The organism is Nonomuraea sp. NPDC023979 (assembly GCF_040639085.1).
Classification (GTDB): domain Bacteria; phylum Actinomycetota; class Actinomycetes; order Streptosporangiales; family Streptosporangiaceae; genus Nonomuraea; species Nonomuraea ceibae.
This window is the reverse complement of record NZ_JBEZZG010000006.1, coordinates 1-17,629: the sequence shown is the minus strand read 5'-3', so window position 1 is coordinate 17,629 and position 17,629 is coordinate 1. Positions and strand designations below refer to the sequence as shown.

At 72.5% G+C, this 17,629-nt stretch carries 21 protein-coding genes; 12 read left to right on the top strand and 9 right to left on the bottom strand.

The features are described from left to right. Window positions 1–12: 12 nt before the first annotated feature. The 4 genes from AB0G11_RS13665 to AB0G11_RS13650 form a co-directional block, all read right to left on the bottom strand. Window positions 13–756: an ABC transporter permease gene (locus AB0G11_RS13665; RefSeq protein WP_357585991.1), complete on the bottom strand. Its 744-nt coding sequence runs from the start codon at window positions 754–756 to the stop codon at window positions 13–15. Then, window positions 753–1,466, bottom strand: a complete 714-nt coding sequence (locus AB0G11_RS13660) for an ATP-binding cassette domain-containing protein (RefSeq protein ID WP_219500027.1) — start codon at window positions 1,464–1,466, stop codon at window positions 753–755. Before AB0G11_RS13660 ends, AB0G11_RS13665 begins: the two co-directional genes overlap by 4 nt. Before the next feature lie 82 nt (window positions 1,467–1,548). Then, on the bottom strand, window positions 1,549–2,148 hold the full coding sequence (locus AB0G11_RS13655; RefSeq protein WP_357585990.1) for a dihydrofolate reductase family protein: 600 nt from the start codon (window positions 2,146–2,148) through the stop codon (window positions 1,549–1,551). Window positions 2,149–2,178: 30 nt separating this feature from the next. Continuing rightward, entirely contained in the window at window positions 2,179–3,054 is an 876-nt protein-coding gene (locus AB0G11_RS13650; protein ID WP_357585988.1) for a LysR substrate-binding domain-containing protein, read from the bottom strand. 82 nt (window positions 3,055–3,136) lie between these two features. Here AB0G11_RS13650 and AB0G11_RS13645 point away from each other — a divergent pair, with 82 nt between their 5' ends. The 4 genes from AB0G11_RS13645 to AB0G11_RS13630 are packed head-to-tail and all read left to right on the top strand — an operon-like array spanning window position 3,137 to window position 6,451. Beyond that, window positions 3,137–4,030 (top strand): MBL fold metallo-hydrolase, encoded by an 894-nt coding sequence (locus tag AB0G11_RS13645; protein ID WP_357585986.1) that lies wholly within the window; start codon window positions 3,137–3,139, stop codon window positions 4,028–4,030. Window positions 4,031–4,052: 22 nt separating this feature from the next. Then, window positions 4,053–5,009: a YafY family protein gene (locus tag AB0G11_RS13640; RefSeq protein WP_357585984.1), complete on the top strand. Its 957-nt coding sequence runs from the start codon at window positions 4,053–4,055 to the stop codon at window positions 5,007–5,009. A gap of 26 nt (window positions 5,010–5,035) precedes the next feature. Next, entirely contained in the window at window positions 5,036–5,551 is a 516-nt protein-coding gene (locus AB0G11_RS13635; protein WP_357585982.1) for a VOC family protein, read from the top strand. A gap of 36 nt (window positions 5,552–5,587) precedes the next feature. Further along, the gene (locus AB0G11_RS13630) at window positions 5,588–6,451 is read left to right on the top strand and encodes an aminoglycoside phosphotransferase family protein (protein ID WP_219500016.1); all 864 of its coding nucleotides are present in this window, start codon (window positions 5,588–5,590) and stop codon (window positions 6,449–6,451) included. On the opposite strand, the gene AB0G11_RS13625 is transcribed toward AB0G11_RS13630, so the two are convergent. Continuing rightward, entirely contained in the window at window positions 6,443–7,039 is a 597-nt protein-coding gene (locus AB0G11_RS13625) for an XRE family transcriptional regulator (protein ID WP_219500014.1), read from the bottom strand. The two genes, AB0G11_RS13630 and AB0G11_RS13625, sit on opposite strands and share 9 nt — an antisense overlap. 91 nt (window positions 7,040–7,130) lie before the next feature. On the opposite strand from AB0G11_RS13625, the gene AB0G11_RS13620 reads away from it, so the two are divergent. The 5 genes from AB0G11_RS13620 (at window position 7,131) to AB0G11_RS13600 (ending at window position 11,627) form a co-directional block, all read left to right on the top strand. Continuing rightward, window positions 7,131–8,363 carry an MFS transporter gene (locus AB0G11_RS13620; protein ID WP_357585980.1) on the top strand — a complete coding sequence of 411 codons (1,233 nt, stop codon included), beginning with the start codon at window positions 7,131–7,133 and terminating at the stop codon, window positions 8,361–8,363. Window positions 8,364–8,440: 77 nt separating this feature from the next. Beyond that, complete coding sequence (locus AB0G11_RS13615) at window positions 8,441–9,592, top strand: methyltransferase domain-containing protein (protein ID WP_357585978.1); 1,152 nt, start codon at window positions 8,441–8,443, stop codon at window positions 9,590–9,592. 182 nt (window positions 9,593–9,774) lie between these two features. Next, complete coding sequence (locus tag AB0G11_RS13610; RefSeq protein WP_357585977.1) at window positions 9,775–10,101, top strand: hypothetical protein; 327 nt, start codon at window positions 9,775–9,777, stop codon at window positions 10,099–10,101. 108 nt (window positions 10,102–10,209) lie between these two features. Further along, window positions 10,210–11,454, top strand: a complete 1,245-nt coding sequence (locus tag AB0G11_RS13605; protein ID WP_219500006.1) for a hypothetical protein — start codon at window positions 10,210–10,212, stop codon at window positions 11,452–11,454. Beyond that, entirely contained in the window at window positions 11,451–11,627 is a 177-nt protein-coding gene (locus AB0G11_RS13600; protein ID WP_357585975.1) for a hypothetical protein, read from the top strand. The genes AB0G11_RS13605 and AB0G11_RS13600 overlap by 4 nt, the downstream gene beginning before the upstream one ends. 15 nt (window positions 11,628–11,642) lie before the next feature. Here AB0G11_RS13600 and AB0G11_RS13595 read toward each other — a convergent pair whose 3' ends face one another. After that, a complete protein-coding gene (locus tag AB0G11_RS13595; RefSeq protein ID WP_357585973.1) occupies window positions 11,643–12,263 on the bottom strand; it encodes a TetR family transcriptional regulator in 621 nt (206 codons plus the stop codon). A 75-nt stretch (window positions 12,264–12,338) separates the two neighbouring features. On the opposite strand from AB0G11_RS13595, the gene AB0G11_RS13590 reads away from it, so the two are divergent. After that, a complete protein-coding gene (locus AB0G11_RS13590) occupies window positions 12,339–13,748 on the top strand; it encodes an MFS transporter (protein WP_219500001.1) in 1,410 nt (469 codons plus the stop codon). Here the strand turns inward: AB0G11_RS13590 and AB0G11_RS13585 are convergent. Beyond that, window positions 13,739–14,653, bottom strand: a complete 915-nt coding sequence (locus AB0G11_RS13585; RefSeq protein WP_219499999.1) for an SDR family oxidoreductase — start codon at window positions 14,651–14,653, stop codon at window positions 13,739–13,741. The genes AB0G11_RS13590 and AB0G11_RS13585 overlap by 10 nt on opposite strands. 82 nt (window positions 14,654–14,735) lie before the next feature. Here AB0G11_RS13585 and AB0G11_RS13580 point away from each other — a divergent pair, with 82 nt between their 5' ends. Together AB0G11_RS13580 and AB0G11_RS13575 are read left to right on the top strand one after the other, a co-directional pair. After that, window positions 14,736–15,806 (top strand): hypothetical protein, encoded by a 1,071-nt coding sequence (locus AB0G11_RS13580; protein ID WP_219499997.1) that lies wholly within the window; start codon window positions 14,736–14,738, stop codon window positions 15,804–15,806. Between the two features lie 72 nt (window positions 15,807–15,878). Continuing rightward, window positions 15,879–16,241, top strand: a complete 363-nt coding sequence (locus tag AB0G11_RS13575; protein WP_357585971.1) for a peptidase inhibitor family I36 protein — start codon at window positions 15,879–15,881, stop codon at window positions 16,239–16,241. On the opposite strand, the gene AB0G11_RS13570 is transcribed toward AB0G11_RS13575, so the two are convergent. Both AB0G11_RS13570 and AB0G11_RS13565 read right to left on the bottom strand, forming a co-directional pair. Beyond that, on the bottom strand, window positions 16,238–17,242 hold the full coding sequence (locus AB0G11_RS13570) for an alpha/beta fold hydrolase (protein ID WP_357585969.1): 1,005 nt from the start codon (window positions 17,240–17,242) through the stop codon (window positions 16,238–16,240). The two genes, AB0G11_RS13575 and AB0G11_RS13570, sit on opposite strands and share 4 nt — an antisense overlap. Further along, on the bottom strand, window positions 17,239–17,475 hold the full coding sequence (locus tag AB0G11_RS13565) for an AbrB/MazE/SpoVT family DNA-binding domain-containing protein (RefSeq protein ID WP_231619066.1): 237 nt from the start codon (window positions 17,473–17,475) through the stop codon (window positions 17,239–17,241). The genes AB0G11_RS13570 and AB0G11_RS13565 overlap by 4 nt, the downstream gene beginning before the upstream one ends. Window positions 17,476–17,629 lie beyond the last annotated feature (154 nt).

Sequence of the window (17,629 nt, the reverse complement as noted above, 5' to 3'; positions counted from 1 at the left end):
AGCCACCCCATGTCAGGTCACTTCCTTGCGAGCCACCCGGATCATCCCGGCCACCCCCGGCAGCACGATCCAGAACGTCGCCGCCACGGCGAGCCGCAGGGCGTCACCACCGGTCAGCTCACCGTCCATGAGAGGCGTGGCGGCGGTGTTGAGGTCGAGCCATTCGGCGAGCGTCGCGCCGACGTCGCCGAGCAGGCGGACAGTGCTCCACACGAGGGTCGAGGTCAGGGTGATGACGATCGCGGCGGGCGCGTTGAGCAGCAGCAGCCCGAGCGCCAGCCCCATGGCGACGCCGAGCACGCAGCTGACGGTCCAGCCGAGCAGGGCGGCCACGTCGATCTCCCAGGAGGCCGCCACGCCCTCGACCCCGGCGATCATGGCGGTGACCGGGACCGCGACCAGCATCGCGAACGCGACGGCGACCACGGCCGTGACCAGCGGCGGAACGCACTTGGCCGCCATCACCCGCCACCGCCGGGGTTCGAGCGCGAACGTCGTCAGCGCGGTGCGGTGGCTCCACTCGCCGGTGACGGTGAGGATCCCGAGCACCGGCAGCAGCGTGCCGTAGCCGATCCCGGCGGTGCCGAGGAGCAACTGGTAGTCGGGGCCCGCGACCAGGCCGCGGGCGGCGATGGCGGCGACGGTCAGGGCGGCCAGGATCGCGGTCATGACCTTGCCGCTGCGGGTGTCGAAGAGCTTGCGCGTCTCGACGGCCAGCAGTCTGGGGAACGGGATCGGCGCGGCGGTGGCGGTCATGCGTGGCTCCGGTCGGCGTGGGAGGTCAGGTCGAGGAAGGTCTCTTCGAGGGTGCGGCCCTGGCTGAGCTGGGCGGGGCTGCCGTGGGCGAGGACGCGGCCCCGGCCGATCAGCACGAGGTCGTCGGCGACCTGCTCCACCTCGTGCAGCAGGTGGGAGCTGAGCAGCACGGCGCAGCCCGCGTCGGCGAGGCCGCGCAGCAGCCCGCGCATCCACTGGATGCCCTGCGGATCGAGGCCGTTGGCGGGCTCGTCGAGGATGAGCGCGCGGGGGCTGCCGAGCAGCGCGTGGCCGATGCCGAGCCGCTGGCGCATGCCGAGAGAGTAGCCGCCCACGGTGCGGCGGCTCTCCTTGCGTGACAGGCCGACGAGGTCGAGCACCTCCTCGACGCGCCTTCCGGGCAGCCCGAGCGTCATCGCGCCGAGCGTGAGCACCTCCCGCCCGGTGCGGCCAGGATGCTGGGCTCCGGCGTCGAGCAGCATGCCGACCTGGGCGGCCGGGTTGGGCAGCGCGGCGTAGGGCTGCCCGAGCACGGTGGCGGAGCCCGAGGTGGGCCGCGCGAGACCGGCCAGGATGCGCAGCGCGGTCGACTTGCCCGCGCCGTTGGGCCCGAGGAACCCGGTCACGCTGCCCGCCTCGACGGTGAACGACACGTCGTCGAGCGCCTTCACATCCCGGTAGGCCTTGGTGAGGTTGCTGAGCTCGATCATGCGCCCAAGTTCATCGAATTCGGGCGCGTACCTCATCAGTCCCGGGTCGAGCGCTGCCGACCGGAAAGTAGACCTGGGTATGTCAGGCCGTAGACCCAGGTCGCTGGTAGGTCACGTGGGTGACCATGCTGTTGCCGGAGACCTTGACGGGTTCGAGCGTCATCGGCCCCACCCCGTCGAACAGCCGCTCCCCCGCCCCGATGACCACGGGCGCGATGTGCAGCCGCAGCTCGTCGATCAGCCCGGCGGCCAGATACTGGTTCACCGTGCGGGCGCCGCCCGCGATGGCGACGTCGGCCGCGCCCGCGACCTTGCGTGCCTGGTCGAGGGCAGATTCGATGCCGTCGGTGACGAAGTGGAAGGTGGTGCCGCCGAGCATCTCCAGCGGCTCGCGCCCGTGGTGGGTGAGGACGAAGACCGGCGCGTGGTAGGGCGGCTCGTCGCCCCACCAGCCCTTCCAGTCGAGGTCCCAGTCGCCGCGGCCGGGGCTGAACATGTTGCGTCCCATGATGTACGCGCCGGCCGTGGTGATGGCCTTGACCTCCTCGGCCTCGGGGTCGGCGAACATCCACTCGTGCAGGCTGTCGCCGACGCCGTCGCCGAACGGGTTCTCCAGGGTCTGGTTCGGCCCGGCGGCGTAGCCGTCGAGGGAGATCGCCAGGTCGCAGGTCACCTTGCTCATGGTCTTTCCTTCAGCTCGTGAGGCTCGTTCTCATGAGGAGGTCGTAGCCGCTTGCGCGTCCTTGACACGGCCGGGAGCTTTTCTCTGAAGAAAATCCGGCAAGGCGACGAGGGACCTGACGAGCGGGTTGGCGTCGCCGCGCCGCCAGGCGAGGACGAGGCGGCTGGGCGGCAGGTCGGTGAGCGGGACGGAGGTGAGCCCGTCGGGCAGCTCGTGGGCCAGCGGCGTGAGCCCGACCGTGCCGTTCCACAGCACGGCCTGCATGCACTCCTGGGCGGTGCGCACCACGGGGCCGTCGCCGCGGACCCAGTAGGTGCGCCACACGGGGTCGGTCCCCTCGGGCAGCCGGAACCAGCGCCGCCCGTCGAGATCGCGCAGGCGCAGGCTGTCGCGCCCGGCGAGCGGGTCGTCGGCGCGCAGGACCACTCCGACGGGGTCGGTCCGGAGCACGCGCACCGCGATGCCGGTCTCGTCGAACGGGGTCCGGGTGAGCGCGACGTCGACCAGCCCGGCCCGCAGCCCGGCGGTCGGGTCGGTGAAGTCGGCCTCGCGGATGTGGATGCGGATCGCCGGGTGCCGCGCCCGGAACCCGGCGACGAGCCGGTCGCCCGCCTGTTCGACGCTGTCGGCCAGCGTGCCGATGGTGAGCGTGGCGGTGGAGACCCTGGCGCGCAGCCGCTCGGCCTGTTCCAGCAGCGCCCGCGCCTCGTCGTACAGGATGGCTCCGGCGTCGGTGAGCGTGACCCCGGTGGGCGTGCGGTGCAGCAGGACGGCGCCGAGATCGGCCTCCAGCCGTTTGACGGCCCGGCTCAGCGGCGGCTGGGTCATGTGCAGCCGCGCGGCGGCGCGCCCGAAGTGTCGTTCTTCGGCCACCGCCACGAAGTAGCGCAGCGAACGCAGGTCCATCACCGGCGACCATACCCGGACGGTATCGGCGCTGCGCGACCGGTGTTGGACGCCGCCGCACGCCGCGCGCTGCACTGGACCCATGACCGACTCCATGACCGGCCCCATGACCGAACCCGTCGTGCAGCTCACCGACGTGCGGGAACTCGCCCGCGACCTGGTGGTGATCCCGGACCGGCGCGTCCAGCTCGTGCCCAACGTCGGCCTCGTCGGCGGTACGCACTCCGTGCTGGTGATCGAGACCGGAATGGGCCCGCGCAACGCCGAGACCGTGCTCGGCTTCGCCGCCGAGTACGCCAGGGGCCGCAGGCTCTACCTGACCAGCACCCACTTCCACCCCGAGCACGCCTTCGGCGCCCAGACGTTCGCGGGCGAGGCCACGTACCTGATCAACCGGGCCCAGGCTGAGGACCTGGCCGCCAAGGGCGCGGGCTACCTGGAGATGTTCCGGGGGCTCGGCGAGCCGGTGGCCCGGCAGCTGGAGGGCGTCGAGCTGCCCGTGCCCGACCTGGTCTACGACAGCTCGTACGAGCTCGACCTGGGCGGGCGGACGGTGCGGCTGGAGGCCACCGGGCGGGCGCACAGCCGCGGCGACCAGGTGGTGACGGTGCCGGACGCCGGGGTGATGTTCACCGGCGACCTGGTCGAGGCGGGGCAGTTCGCGATCTTCCCGTGGTTCCCGCCGCACGACACGGACGTGTCCGGTCTCGGCTGGATCGGCGTGATGGAACGGCTGATCGCCGCGCGCCCGCGGGTGGTGGTGCCCGGTCACGGCGACTGCGGCGGGCCGGAGCTGCTGGCCGACGTGCGCGACTACCTGCGGCTGCTGCGCGACGAGACCTGGGCGCGCCGCGACTCCGCGATGAGCGAGGAGACGATGGTCGCCGAGATCACGGCCCTGATGATCGAACGGCGTCCGGACTGGGAGGGCCGCGAGTGGATCGAGAAGGGCGTCGTCTGCATGTGCGCCGCCTGACCCCGGTGGCATCCTGGGGAGCATGTCCGGCACTTCCGCACGACTGCTGAAGCTCCTGTCCCTGCTGCAGTCCCCGCGCGAATGGCCCGGCAGCGAGCTGGCCGAACGTCTGGGGGTCAGCGGGCGCACCATTCGCCGCGACATCGAACGGCTGCGCGGGCTCGGCTACCCCGTCGAGGCCACCCGGGGCGGCGACGGCGGCTACCGCCTGGTCGCGGGCACCGCGATGCCGCCGCTGCTGCTCGACGACGAGGAGGCGGTGGCCATCACGGTCGGCCTGCGCACCGTGACCCGGCACGCCGTCGACGGCATCGACGAGGCGTCGGTCCGCGCTATGGCCAAGCTGCAACAGGTGCTGCCGTCGCGGCTGCGCCACCGCGTCGGCGCGCTGAACACCGCCACCGCGCCCGCGCCGCAGCTCTCCGGGCCGGGCATCGACCCGGAGCTCCTGACCGTGCTCGCCACGGCCGCCGCGCACGGCGAGCGCCTGCGCTTCCTGTACCGGGCGGAGCGGGAGAGCAGGCGTCACGTGGAGCCGCACCGCCTGGTCACGGTGGGCCGCCGCTGGTACCTGGTGGCGTACGACCTGGACAGGGACGACTGGCGCACGTTCCGCGTCGACCGCGTCGAGGAGCCCCGGCCGACCGGCGCCCGCGCCACGCCCCGGCAGCTCCCCGCCGACGACGCCGCCGACTTCGTCACCTCCCGGCTGAACGCGCTCGCGCCCACCTACCAGGCGGTCGCCACGCTGCACGCGCCGATCGAGCAGGTCGCGGTGCGGCTCGGCGACGCGACCGAGCTGGAGCCCCTGGACGAGCGCCGCTGCCTGATCCGCAGCCGCGGCGACACGCTGGACTGGCTGGCGTTCCGGCTGCTGGCGATCGGCTGCGAGTTCGACGTGCACGAGCCGCCCGAGCTGGTCGAACACCTGCGCGCCCTGGCCGCCAGAACCCTGCGTGCCACTCAGGACAGAAACTGACCTATACGGCTCCTACGGTCGAGGGCATGACGAACTTCAAGCCCGAGGGCTACACGACGGTGACGCCGTGGATCATCTCCCCCGACACCGCCGCCCTCATCGACTACCTGACGGAGGCGTTCGGCGCCGAGGAGCTGGGCCGTGTCGTCGACGACAGCGGCGTCATCGGCCACGCCGAGGTGCGGATCGGCGACGCGATCGTGATGCTGTTCGACTCGCCCCCCGGCTGGCCGCCGACGCCCGCGTTCCTGCGCCTGTACGTCGAGGACGCGCGGGCCGTGCTGCGGCAGGCGGTCAAGGCCGGCGGCGTGGTGGTCAGCGAGGTCACCCACCTGGCCTTCGGCGACCTCGTGGGCCGGGTGCGCGACCCGTACGGCAATCTGTGGTGGATCCAGACCCGCATCGAGGACGTGACGGCCGAGGAGCTGGAGCGCCGCTGGAGCGACCCCGGGTTCGCGGCGGCCATGGAGTACATGCAGAACCCGGAGACCGACTTCTTCGGCGGCGAAATCCGGTCGACAAGGGGCCCGCGTACGGGCTGAGATGGTCCGGACCCGTCCCGACCGCAGGAGCCGTACGTGCCCTTGATCGACGACAAGCTGGCCAGACGCCTGGTCGACACGCAGTTCCCGCAGTGGGCTGGGCTGCCGCTGGAGCTGCTCGACCCGGCCGGCTCCGACCACGTGATCTACCGGCTGGGCGAGAAGCTGTCCGTACGGCTGCCCCGCCACGACGGCGCCATCGGGCAGGCCGCGAAGGAGGCCGCGTGGCTGCCCCGGCTGGCCCCGCACCTGCCGCTCGCGGTCCCGGCGCCGGTCGCGGTCGGCGAGCCCGCCTTCGGCTACCCGTGGCCGTGGGCGGTGTCGCGCTGGCTGACCGGCGAGGTGGCGACCGTCGAGACGCTGGGCGACTCCGCCGAGGCCGCCGTCGAGCTGGCGGCGTTCCTGACCGCGCTGCAACGGCTCACCCCCGTGCCGCCGCGGGCCGGGCTGCGCACCGAGCCGCTGTCCGGCCGCGACCGCGACACGCGGGCGGCGATCGCCGCGACCGGCGGCGTGTTCGACGCCGCCGCGATGACCGCGCTGTGGGACGCGGCGCTGGCCGCACCCGCCTGGGACCGTCCGCCGGTGTGGGTGCACGGCGACTTCCACACCGGCAACCTGCTGGTCGACGGCGGGCGGCTGAGCGCGGTGATCGACTTCGGCGGGCTCGCCGTGGGCGACCCGGCCTGCGACCTGATGATCGCCTTCACGCTGATGTCGCCCGGCAGCCGGGCCGTCTTCCGCGCGGCGCTCGGCGTGGACGACGCCACCTGGCTGCGCGGGCGCGGCTGGGCGCTGGCTACGGGCCTCAACGCCTACACCGCGTACGCCGCCACCAGCCCGCGCGTCGCCGCGCAGACCGCCCGCCAGATCACCGCCGCCCTGGACCCCTCACCGTGAACGCGGCCTCGCGCGGACGTGCATGCGCTCCCCCTGGCGGCCGAACAGGTTGATCACCTCCACCGGCGACTCCCCCGCGGGCCCGAACCAGTGCGGCAGCCGGGTGTCGAACTCGGCCGCCTCCCCCGCCTTCATGACCAGGTCGCGATCGCCCACGACGAGCCGCATGCGCCCGGACAGCACGTACAGCCACTCGTAACCCTCGTGCGTGACCAGCTCGGGCCGGTTCTGGTCGGCCGGAATGATCGACTTCCACGCCTGCAGCGGCCCCGGCTGGGTGGTCAGCGGGATCACCGTACGGCCGTTGTGCACCCGCGGCCTGACGTGGACGCGCGGGTCGCCGACCGCCGGCGCGCCGACCAGCTCGTCCAGCGGCACCTGGTGGGCCAGCGCGATCGGCAGCAGGAGCTCCAGGCTGGGGCGGCGCTGGCCCGTCTCCAGCCTGGACAGCGTGCTCCTGGAGATGCCGGTGGCCTCGGCCAGCGCCGACAGGCTGACCTCGCGCCGCTCGCGGATGCGCCGGAGCCGGGGGCCGACCTCGGCCAGCGTCGCGGCGATCGGCGGCCGGTCCGGGGATTGCTCGTCCATAGACCTATTCCACCGCCGACGTCCCAGAAATGGCAACGTAAGTTGCTGCCCGATCCGCGTCCCCAGCACCATCGGCGCGGAGGTGATCACCGTGATCAAGACAACCGAGGAACCGGGCGGCGACAGCACACGGCAGGCCGACGGTCCCCCACCGGCCCCGCGGGGAAGGCTGCCGTTCGGCGTCTACCTGCTGGCCTTCAGCCTGTTCGCGATGGGCAGCGCGGAGTTCCTGCTGGCCGGGGTGCTGCCCGCGGTCGCCGACGACCTGCGCATCACGCTGCCCGCCGCCGGCGCGCTGATCTCCGCCTTCGCCATCGGCGTCGTCGTCGGCGGGCCGCCCTTCGCCATCCTGAGCCTGCGCTGGCCGCGACGCACCACGCTGGTGACCACCCAGGCCGTCTTCGCCGCCTCGGTGGCGATCGGGCTGGTGACCGACGACTACCCGGTGCTGCTGGCCAGCCGCTTCGCCAGCGGCCTCGCCTACGCGGGCTACTGGGCCGTCGCCGCCGTCACCGCCGTCGGCCTGGTCACACCCGACCGCACCGCGCGCGCGTCCGGCGTCGTCGTCAGCGGGCTCAGCCTCGCGATGATCGCCGGCGGCCCGGCCGGCGCGCTGGTCAGCCACCTCGCGGGCTGGCGCGGCGGCTTCTGGCTCGTCGTCGCCCTGACCGTCGCCGGAGCGGTCACCGCCCTGGTCGCGATGCCCGCCACCAGCGCGGGCGTGGAGCCGAGCGTACGCCGCGAGCTGCGCACCCTGCGCCGCCCACAGCTGTGGACGGTCTTCGCCGCCACCATCCTCAGCACCGCCGCGTACATGATCTCGTTCAACTACCTGGCGGCGCTGCTGACCGGCGTCACCGGCCTGCCCGGCGTCTGGGTGCCCGCGGTCCTCGCGCTGTTCGGCATCGGCGCGTTCGCCGGGCTGTCCGCCGGCGGCAGGATCGCCGACCGGCGCCCCTTCCACGCGCTGCTGACCGGGGCGATCGGGATCCTCGTCGTGTCCGTCCTGCTCGCCCTTCTCGCCCGGTACGCGCTCGCCGTCGTCCCCCTCGTCCTGCTGCTCGGGATCGCCGGGTTCATCCTGAACCCGGCCATCTACGCCCGCGTCTTCGCCATCGCCTCGGCCGCGCCGACGCTCGCCGGAGCGACCACGGTGTCCGCGTTCCAGCTCGGCATCAGCCTCGTCCCGGTGCTCGCCGGCGCCGCGCTCAACACCGGCGCCGACCTCACCGCCGTCCCCTGGATCGGCGCCGCCCTGGCCGCCGCCCTCATCCCGCTCATCCTCCTCGACCGCACAACCTCCCGCAGGGCCACGCATGTCTAGCCTGACGGACGCCTTGCCCAACCACCGCGGTAGTCATACGGTCACGCTGGGCGTCCGTCCAGGCGAGGGAGATCGACATGATCGAGGCCGGGCTCCGTGGGCTCCGTGGGCTCCTGGCCGAGCGGCTCGAGGCGGCCGGTGACCTGCCGCCCGAGTGGCGGAAGGCGTACGATGCCGCGCCCCGGCACGTGTTCGCCCCGGCGCGCGGCTGGGCCGTCCCCGACGGCGGCGGCGCCGGCCACGCGATCGACCGCGACACCGACCCCGACGCCTGGTGGGAGAGCGTCTACTCCGACGCCTCCCTGATCACCCAGGCCGACGACGGCGCGGGCGACCCGGCGACGGGCGAGGGCTCGTGGACGTCGTCGCTCTCGGCCCCAGGCGCCGTGTTCGCCTCGCTCGCCCACCTGTACGTCCACGACGGGCAGCGGGTGCTGGACGTCGGCACCGGCACCGGCTGGACGGCGGCCCTGCTGTCGGCCCGGCTGGGGGACGACCACGTCACCACCGTGGAGGTGGACCCGGCGGTCGCCGACCAGGCCGCCAAGAACCTCGCCGTCAGCGGCCGGAGCCCGCACCTGGTGGTCGGCGACGGCGCGCTCGGCCACGCCGCCGGAGCTCCGTACGATCGCGTGCACGCGACCTGCGGCGTCCAGCGCGTCCCGTGGGCGTGGGTCGAGCAGACCCGCCCCGGCGGCGTCATCGTGACGCCGTGGTCACCCGGCTGGGCGTACGGCCACCTGCTGCGGCTCACCGTGGGCCGCGACCGCGCGGTCGGACGGCTCGTGGGATCGGCCGGCTACATGATGATGCGCGCCCAGCGCCACCCGGTCCCCGGCCGCCTCGGCACCCGCCCCGAACACCGCACCACGCCGATCGACCCCCGAGACGTCGCCTGGGACGACTACGGAGCCGACGTGGCCATAGCCGCCCTGGTGCCCGGCGTGGTGAGCGCGACGACCAGTGAAGGTGACGACACGATGGAGGTACGGGTATGGGACGGCGACGGATCATGGGCGACGACCGGATACCAACAGGGCCGCCGCGGGTTCGCCGTGGCGAGCCATGGGACTAGACGGCTGTGGGACGAGGTCGCCGACGCGTACCTGACCTGGGTGGAATGGGGCCGGCCGGCCCGCGACCGCTACGGCGTCACGGTCACCGCCGAAGGGCAGAAGATCTGGCTCGACACCCCGGACCGCGTCATCGGCCCCTTGTCCCCGACGTGACCTGAGACCGCCTGCCCGCCACCGAAGCCCGGTGGCGGGCAGGCGCCTTCCCAGCGCCTCAGCCAGTGGTCCCGGGCGGCAGGCGGGAGCCGACCCGGTGCCGAAAGTGCGGTGAAATCAAAAGTAAAGCGGCCCGATCTATCGTTTCTCACGACCACGAATCCGATGAGGAGGGTCCGAGAATGCGAGCACGGAAACACCTGCCGGCGGGCATCGCCGCCGCCGCGCTCCTGGCCGCGATCGGGATGGCTGCACCCGCCGCCGCCACCAGCGGTTCCATCTGCCTCTACTCCGGCATCCAGTCCGTCTGCGTCACCCCGTCGCCCGGCTACATCCCGCTGGCGCGCGAGATCACGTCCGCGCGTAACAGCAGCCCGTACGCGGCGCGTCTGGTCCCCGCCGAGGGCGTGAACATCGGCTGTCTGCAACCGGGCGAGACGGAAACCTACTCGCAGCCGCGCAAGATCTCCGGTATTCGTGTCTACGCCGGCGGCACCTGTCCTCTGTAGGCGGTCGTCCCCACCGGTGGAGCCGTGCCCCGGAGACGACATGCTCGCGACATACCGGGCTTCGGTAGGAATGCCGTCGCCGAAGTCCTGTGCTCGAAAGGCTGACATATGCGCGACGCGCTTCCTCCCCTTCTGGTCACTCCCCCGTGGGAGCGGAAGCCCCCGGTGATCCCGGGGCTGCTGCCTCCCGCGGGACGGGTGGTCGACTGGTTACCGGGGGAACGCGAGGAGCTCAGGCAAGGACTTCCCGGCCGTTCCCATCTGACGGCCGAGCTCAAGGAGGTCCTCCAGCGGGAGGGGTGGGAGGGTGTCGTACGGGAGTTCGTGAACGGGCGGATCGTCCGCGAATCGGCGCAGTTCTCGCTGTTCGAGCTGGCTCCGGAGGAGCTGGTCCGGCCGCTGCTGGGGAGCTGGAAGCTGAAGCTCAGGCGTTCGTCCGACTTCTCGATCCTGCGGACCGTCACCGTGCGGTTCGAGGCCGACGCCCTTCCCGTGGTGTTCCCCAACGCGAAGACGCACCGGTCCGGCTGGGCGCTGATGCCGTTCCGCGACGTCGAGGTGGCCCGGTTGATGGCCGCCTGGCTCGGCAGGGCGGCGACGCGCCACCATGCCCGGGAGTGGTTCGCCCGGCACGGGACGGCGGCGGTGCCGTACCTGGTGCCGGACGCGCTCGGCACCAGGCGGGCCGCACGCGACAAGGCGGGGGCGGCGCTGTTCCACATCGTCTCCGGGCACGGCAGGGCGGCCGTGGTGGCGGCCGCCAGGACCTACGGCGACGAGGTCGCGGACGCTGTCACGCTGATCCTGGACGGGGGCGCGCCGACCAGCAGGCCGCGCGCCCTCTCCTGGCTCGACGTGGACACGCTGCCCGAGGTCAGGCTGCGCGACGGCCGGCCGCTGCCCGCCGACGCGGTGCGCAACCTGGTCGGCGCGCTCACGCTGTCGCCCGGCGTCCAGTGGAACGCCCCGGCCGAGATCTATCCCGGCCTGCAGGACGTGCTCGACCTGTGCGAACGCACGTCGCTGGCGGCGTTCGGCTGGGCGGTGTACGAGGCGTGGGAGGCCGCCGGGGCGCCGTCCGGCAACCGCTGGGTGGTCGATCAGCTCATCTGGCTGGCCGACGACGAGGTCACCGGCCGGCTCGGCTGCCTGGCGCTGAACGGCCCGGCGAACATCTCCAAGGACGTCACCGGCGTGCTCGGCGACATCGGCACGGCCACGGCGCTGGCCCAGCTCGAGTACGTGGCGCGCCGGGCCAAGCCGGGGTTGCGCGGGACGGCCAAGGAGCGGATCGCCTGGGCCACCAAGCGGCCCGGAACCCGGGCGCCCAGGCCGCGCGTTCACCGGACATGACGAGACCTCAGCTCGCCTGTCCCCTCTGCCAGGGCACCGAGTTCCAGCAGGAGCAGGGCCGCCTCGACAGCCGGTGGGGGATGACCTCCCACCGGATGACGCTGATGATCTGCATGCGCTGCCGCTACATCCTCCACTTCTACGACAAGCACTCCATTTTCGACTTCGACTGAGCGGAGGCGGCGGCGTCAGGCGCCGATGAGGGGCAGCAGCAGGTCGTCGACGATCGCTTCGATCTGCTCGTCGGTGCTCCTGGGCTGACCGCTGAGGCAGTGGTAGAGGAGCATCGCGGGCCCCGCCGTGGCGATCGCCGTCTCGTTGCGGCCCGGGGCGGCGCCGCCGTGCATGCCGATCAGCTCGGCGATGCGCCTCTCGCACGGCTCCGTGGCCGATTCGCGGAAGAGGGCGCGTAGCTGCGTGGTCTGCGCCACGCCCGCGGCGGCGACCGCCTGGAAGGCCGCGCCGTTGGAGTCGTACAGCACCCGGTTCAGGTAGGAGAGCAGCATCACCAGGCCGTCGCGCAGCGGCGTGGCCGGGGTGACCTCGGGCGGGCCGGGGATCAGCTCGCGCAGCGCGTCGCGGATGAGCTCGTCCTTGTTGCGCCAGCGCCGGTAGAGGGCCGCCTTGCCGGTGCCCGCCGCCGCGGCGATCCGGTTGGTGCTCAGCTTGGCGTAGCCGACGGTCCCGAGCTGCTCGATGACCGCATCGAAGATCACTCGCCGGAGCTCCTCGCCGCGCCGCCTTGACGCGGGCGGCTCGGGCGGCTCGGCGGGCTCGGGCCGGGCGGACCGTTCGGCCGTGGTGGCCATCAGCACCTCCTCCTTGCGATCCCACCCTACCCTCGGCCTATAGTGAACCACCTGGTTCCCTATTGAGGAGTGAATGTGTCCCGCCTGCGCGAAAGAACCGCCGTCCGCAGCGCCGGCGCGGTGACGCTGGCCGTCATCGTGTCCTGCGAACTGGTGCTGATGCTCGACGCGACGATCGTCAACGTCGCGCTGCCCGAGATCCGGGGCGGGCTCGGGTTCACCCCGGCCGGGCTGTCGTGGGTCAGCAACGCCTTCCTGCTCGTCTACGCCGGTCTGCTGCTGCTGGGTGGCCGTGCGGGCGACATCCTCGGCCACCGCCGGATGTTCCTCGCGGGCATGTCGGTGTTCACCGTCGCCTCCCTGGCCGGCGGGCTGGCGACCGCTCCCGGATGGCTCGTCGCCGCCCGCGCCCTGCAAGGACTCGGCGCCGCGCTGGCCGCGCCGAGCACGCTCGCGCTGCTGACCACGAACTTCCAGGGTGAGGGCCGGGCGAAGGCGCTCGGCGTCTACTCGTCGGTCACCGCGTCGGCCATGACGCTCGGGCTGGTCCTGGGCGGGATCATCACCACGGCGCTGTCCTGGCGCTGGGTGCTGTTCGTCAACGTGCCGATCGGGCTGGTCGTGATCGCGCTGGCGCCGCGCGTCCTCGCCGAGGCGCCGCGCCGGCCCGGGCGCTTCGACGTGGCAGGGGCGCTGACCTCGGTCGCCGGGCTCGGCGCGGTGGCCTTCGCGCTGGCCCGCGCCGCCGAGCACGGCTGGCGGGACGCCGCCGCGCTCGTCGCGCTGGCGTGCGGCGCCGGGCTGCTGGCCGCCTTCGTCCGGGTCGAGGCGCGGGCGCGGCAGCCGATCCTGCCGCTGCGGCTGTTCGCCGACCGCGCCCGCGCCGGCGCCTTCGCCGGGCTCCTGCTGCTCCCCATGGTGACGATGAGCACGCAGTTCCTCATCGTGCAGTTCCTTCAGGAAGTCCTCGGCCACAACGCGCTGCAAGCGGGCCTGGCGTTCCTGCCCATGGCGCTCGGCATGCTGCTGACCGCGCAGAGCGCGCCCAGGGTGATCACCCGGCTCACCGCCAGGGCCGTCGCGATCACCGGCGTGGCCCTGATCGGAGCGGGCGTCGCCTGGCTGGTCCCGATCTCCGCGACGACCGGGTACGTCCCCGGCATCGCCGGCCCCCTGCTGCTGGTGGGGGCCGGGCTCGGGCTCGTCGTCGTGCCGTTCAACCTGGCGATCATGTCCACCGTCGCCCCCGCCGACACGGGCGCGGCCGCCGGGGTGCTCCAGACCGCGATGCTCACCGGCGCGTCACTCGGCATCGCGATCCTGTCCAGCGTGTACGCCTCGGTCGCCGGGAACACGGGAAGCGCCGGAAGCACGGGGAGCGCCGTCGCCGTCGCCGACGGCATGGGAGCCGCCTTTACGGTCGGCCTGGGCATCACCGCCCTGGCGCTCGTGCTGGTGATCCTGACCCTGCCCGCTCAGCGGTAGCCGGTGGCGTCGGCGGGGCGGCCCGGGTCCTGCACCTCGACGAGGTAGCGCCAGCAGTCCGGCTGGGAGCCGTCCACGTCGGTGAACCCGTACTCGCGGGCGAGCTGCCCACTGGACAGCGATTGGCCGCTCCAGCGCATCACGTCCGGGTCCGTCGCCAGTGCGGCGACGGCCCGGCCAACGTAGCGGGGCGTCTCGGAGATCACGAAGTGCGGTTCGCGGGCGGTGGCGTCGCGCCAGTTGTCCTCCGTCACCTCGAACAGGTCCAGCATCATCTCCGACCTGAGCCAGCCCGGCGTCAGCGTCACCGCCGCGCAGCCGTGCTGCCGCAGCTCGTGCGCCTGCGCGAAGCCGAGCCTGATCACCGCGCTCTTGGCGTGGTCGTAGAAGAAGGACACCCGGTAGTTGTCGTCGTTGTACGCCTTCGTCCCGTCGGTCATCTCGACCACGAGGCCGCCCGGCCGCCGGATCAGCAGCGGAAGCGCGTAGTGGCTGGTGATGATGTGCGTGTCGATGGCCAGGCGGAGCAGCCGCAGCCCCTTGTCCAGGTCGTGCTCCCACAGCGGCGTGTCCCATTCGGCCAGCAGTTCGCCGCCCCAGATGTCGTTGACCAGGATGTCCAGCCTCCCCTGCTCGCGTTCGATCCGCTCGACGAGGGCGCGCACCTCGTCGCGTTCGAGATGGTCCACCCGGACGGGGATGCCCTCCCCGCCTGCCTCGGTCACCAGGGCGGCGGTCTCCTCGATGGTCTCCGGCCTGCCGTACTCCGAGCGGCTCTCGCCGGTGGTCCTGCCGGTCACGTACACCGTCGCCCCCGCCGCCCCGAGTTCTGTCGCGATGCCCCGACCGGCGCCCCGCGTCCCCCCGGCGACCAGCGCGACCTTGCCCTTCAACGTGTTGTGCATGAGCCGAACGTAACCGCGATACCCGACAGCGTCTGTCATCTTTTCCCGGACTTCGGCGACGGCCCGGCGCTAGGTTGGGCGCATGGATCTGATGCAGCGGGCCGGGGAGCTCAAGGGCGAGCTGTCGGAGTACGCGAGGTCGCCGAGGTTCCAGCGGGCCACCAGGAACATGATCCAGCGCGCGTTCCCCGACGGGGTCAGTGACGAGATGGTCTTCTCGACCGCTCTCGACGCCTTCGTCCTCACCGAACGCCTCGAAGGCGGCCAGACCGTCCTCGGCTCGTTCGCCGAGCGCTTCACCGGCGCGGACCGGGCGCTGCTGCTGTCGTGGGCCGACTACGTCCAGGGCGTGTTCGAGATCAAGGAGCCGTACGGCGACGACGGCGTCATCGCCGTCAACCACGTCGACGAGCTGACCTACCGGATCAGGTCCAACATGGGCGCCGAGGGCGTCGAACAGCTCACGCCCGGCGTCGTCATGGTCGGCGGCCTCGTGCCCGTCGGCGACGACTGGATGATCAGCGGCGCCGCGACGGCCTACTCCGCCGACGACGTCGCCGCCGTCCTCGCCGGCGTGCGCACCCTCCAGCTGCAGAACCCCCGCATGGTCTTCCGCAACCCGGACAAGCTCGCCCAGGCCCGCGCCCTCCAGGCGCGGCAGCGCGCCTCCTTCATCGACCTGTACGGCAGCGACCTGGTGATCGTCGCCGGCGACGCGGTCCAGGAGACGATCCTGGCCTTCTATCGCCACGACCACGAACGCAACGGCGGCGAGCCCGGCGCATGGCGTGAGCCCGAGCTGCCCGACCTCGGCCTGTCCGGCGTGCCCAGCCTCGCTGTCGTCTTCGACGAGGAGGAGGGGCTCAGCTTCTTCCCGGGCTTCGACCTCGCCCAGGCGGCGTTCGCCGACCCGTCGCTCCTGGTCCGCCGCCCGTACCGCGACGTGATCAGCGGCTACCTGCGCGGCGCCGACACCGGCCCCGGCATCCTGCGCCGCCTGGCCGCCCCGGACCCGGCCAAGGCCGACCAGGTCTTCCGCAAGCTGCTGAACAAGCCCGGCTTCTCCTGGCAGCGCGACGGCGAAGCCCTGCTGCGCAAGCACAAGCCCACCTGGTTCGACGCCCCGATCCTGCCCAGGGTGATCCCCCTGTAAGGACACAGGTTCACAGGGGAAGCGGGGCGCGTGAAGATCACCTCACGGGGTTCTTACCGAGAAGGGTGACACATGCGTAATCGAGTCTTCACCGCACTGGCCGCCGCCGTCGCGTTCGGGGGGCTGGCGGTGGTGCCGTCGGCGGCGCAGGCCGCCGAGAGCTGCCCGAAGGGCTACATCTGCTTCTACTACGGCTACAACCAGAGCGAGGGCATGTCGTACAAGACGAACCAGAACTGGAGCGGCAGCGTGTCCGCCCGGTCCTACTTCAACAACGCCTACGCGCAGGAGGGCTACGACCACGTCAACCTCACGGTCGCGTTCGTCGGGACGCGGTGCGTGCACTTCGGTGACCCGGACGGCAAGGGGAACATCTCGGCGCCGCCGGCCTCGATCCGTACGGTGACCAAGGTGACGTGGCGCGGGGAGTGCTAGACCCGCGCGTGTGAGGCGAAGTCCGTCAGGGCCGCGAGAAAGGCGCGGGGTTTGTCGTCGTGGATGACGTGCCTGGCGTCGATGCGGCGGTAGACGGTCTGGGGGGCGAGGTCGCGGACGCGGCGGGCGTCGTCGTCGTCCATCGCGCCGACGAGGCCGTGCTTGACGAAGCGGTTCCAGTTGGCGTGCATGAGGAGGACGGGGCCGCTCACCGCCCGGAGGGCGGCCTCGTGGGAGAAGTCGCCGTAGAAGCGGCCGTCGACGAACGCCCTGGCGAAGTCGGGGTCGAACATCGAGACCGCCCGGATCGTCTCGTCCAGGGAGCGCGGCAGCCAGCGGACGCCGAGGCTCGCGGGGCGGCCGGGGTGACGGCGGGCGTGCCGGGTGACCAGGCGGTCGAGCAGGTCGACGAACCGGTCGGGCATCCGGATGCTCTTGTCCTCGGCGATCGGGATGTCCTGGCGGAAGATGTCGGCCGGGCGGCCGTTCTCGGCGACCTCGGCGGTGTGGACGAGGCTGGCGTAGACCCAGCGGTCGCGGTCGCGGAAGCGCGGCATCTCGACCGAGAAGATCGGCGGGTCCTCCAGGACGGTGGCGGCGACCAGGTCGGGGACGTTGGCGGCGCACCACAGGGCGAGGACGCCGCCTGAGGAGTTGCCGCTGACGATCGCGGGCCTGCCGATGACGTCGCGCAGGAATCGCGCCAGGTCGCCGCCGGCGGAGTCCCACGAGTAGTCGCCCGGGGTCCACGAGGAGGCTCCGTGGCCCCGGACGTCGACGGCGTAGACGGTGAAGCGGCGGGCGAGCTCGGGCATGACGCTGCGGTAGCTGCTCCACAGGCTCATCTGGCCGGGGATCAGCAGGAGCGGGGGGCCCGACTCGGGGCCGCGGACGTAGTTGATCAGCACGCCGTCGAGCTCGGCGGACTCCTGGCGGAAGCCGGACAGCGCGGCGGGCAGCGGCTCGCGCAGGCCGTGGTAGGGGTTCACCGGTGGGGTCACTGCTCCGGCTCGCTCTGCGCGGCGAGGACTCCGGTGGCGAACTGCCGGAACCTCTCGTTGTCGACGAGCGCGATGCCCTGCTTGGGGTCGACGAGGACGAGCAGCGTGTCGCCGGGCTCGATGCCGAGCAGGTCACGGGCGTCCTTGGGGATGACGATCTGACCCTTCTCGCTGATCTTCACGGTGCCCACGATGTACCGGCCGTCCGGCCCTTCGATCATTTTTCCGGTCATGGGTATGACTTTACCTACTTTTCCTACTTTCTGCACGCACCGCCGCCCCGGCCGGCACCCCCGCCGAGACCGTCGTCGGCAGGGGCAGCATCACCTCCACCCGCGTCCCCCGGCCCGGTTCGCCGGTGATGACGCAGATGCCGCCCAGTTCCGC

What these genes read in the sequence shown, in the direction of transcription:
- AB0G11_RS13600 (WP_357585975.1), top strand. Translation starts at nt 11,451, where the DNA reads ATGACGAGACCTCAGCTCGCCTGTCCCCTCTGCCAGGGCACCGAGTTC.
- AB0G11_RS13660 (WP_219500027.1), bottom strand. Translation starts at nt 1,466, where the DNA reads ATGATCGAGCTCAGCAACCTCACCAAGGCCTACCGGGATGTGAAGGCG.
- AB0G11_RS13575 (WP_357585971.1), top strand. Translation starts at nt 15,879, where the DNA reads ATGCGTAATCGAGTCTTCACCGCACTGGCCGCCGCCGTCGCGTTCGGG.
- AB0G11_RS13595 (WP_357585973.1), bottom strand. Translation starts at nt 12,263, where the DNA reads ATGGCCACCACGGCCGAACGGTCCGCCCGGCCCGAGCCCGCCGAGCCG.
- AB0G11_RS13650 (WP_357585988.1), bottom strand. Translation starts at nt 3,054, where the DNA reads ATGGACCTGCGTTCGCTGCGCTACTTCGTGGCGGTGGCCGAAGAACGA.
- AB0G11_RS13610 (WP_357585977.1), top strand. Translation starts at nt 9,775, where the DNA reads ATGCGAGCACGGAAACACCTGCCGGCGGGCATCGCCGCCGCCGCGCTC.
- AB0G11_RS13645 (WP_357585986.1), top strand. Translation starts at nt 3,137, where the DNA reads ATGACCGACTCCATGACCGGCCCCATGACCGAACCCGTCGTGCAGCTC.
- AB0G11_RS13625 (WP_219500014.1), bottom strand. Translation starts at nt 7,039, where the DNA reads ATGGACGAGCAATCCCCGGACCGGCCGCCGATCGCCGCGACGCTGGCC.
- AB0G11_RS13615 (WP_357585978.1), top strand. Translation starts at nt 8,441, where the DNA reads ATGATCGAGGCCGGGCTCCGTGGGCTCCGTGGGCTCCTGGCCGAGCGG.
- AB0G11_RS13655 (WP_357585990.1), bottom strand. Translation starts at nt 2,148, where the DNA reads ATGAGCAAGGTGACCTGCGACCTGGCGATCTCCCTCGACGGCTACGCC.
- AB0G11_RS13665 (WP_357585991.1), bottom strand. Translation starts at nt 756, where the DNA reads ATGACCGCCACCGCCGCGCCGATCCCGTTCCCCAGACTGCTGGCCGTC.
- AB0G11_RS13580 (WP_219499997.1), top strand. Translation starts at nt 14,736, where the DNA reads ATGGATCTGATGCAGCGGGCCGGGGAGCTCAAGGGCGAGCTGTCGGAG.
- AB0G11_RS13565 (WP_231619066.1), bottom strand. Translation starts at nt 17,475, where the DNA reads ATGACCGGAAAAATGATCGAAGGGCCGGACGGCCGGTACATCGTGGGC.
- AB0G11_RS13635 (WP_357585982.1), top strand. Translation starts at nt 5,036, where the DNA reads ATGACGAACTTCAAGCCCGAGGGCTACACGACGGTGACGCCGTGGATC.
- AB0G11_RS13605 (WP_219500006.1), top strand. Translation starts at nt 10,210, where the DNA reads ATGCGCGACGCGCTTCCTCCCCTTCTGGTCACTCCCCCGTGGGAGCGG.
- AB0G11_RS13585 (WP_219499999.1), bottom strand. Translation starts at nt 14,653, where the DNA reads ATGCACAACACGTTGAAGGGCAAGGTCGCGCTGGTCGCCGGGGGGACG.
- AB0G11_RS13640 (WP_357585984.1), top strand. Translation starts at nt 4,053, where the DNA reads ATGTCCGGCACTTCCGCACGACTGCTGAAGCTCCTGTCCCTGCTGCAG.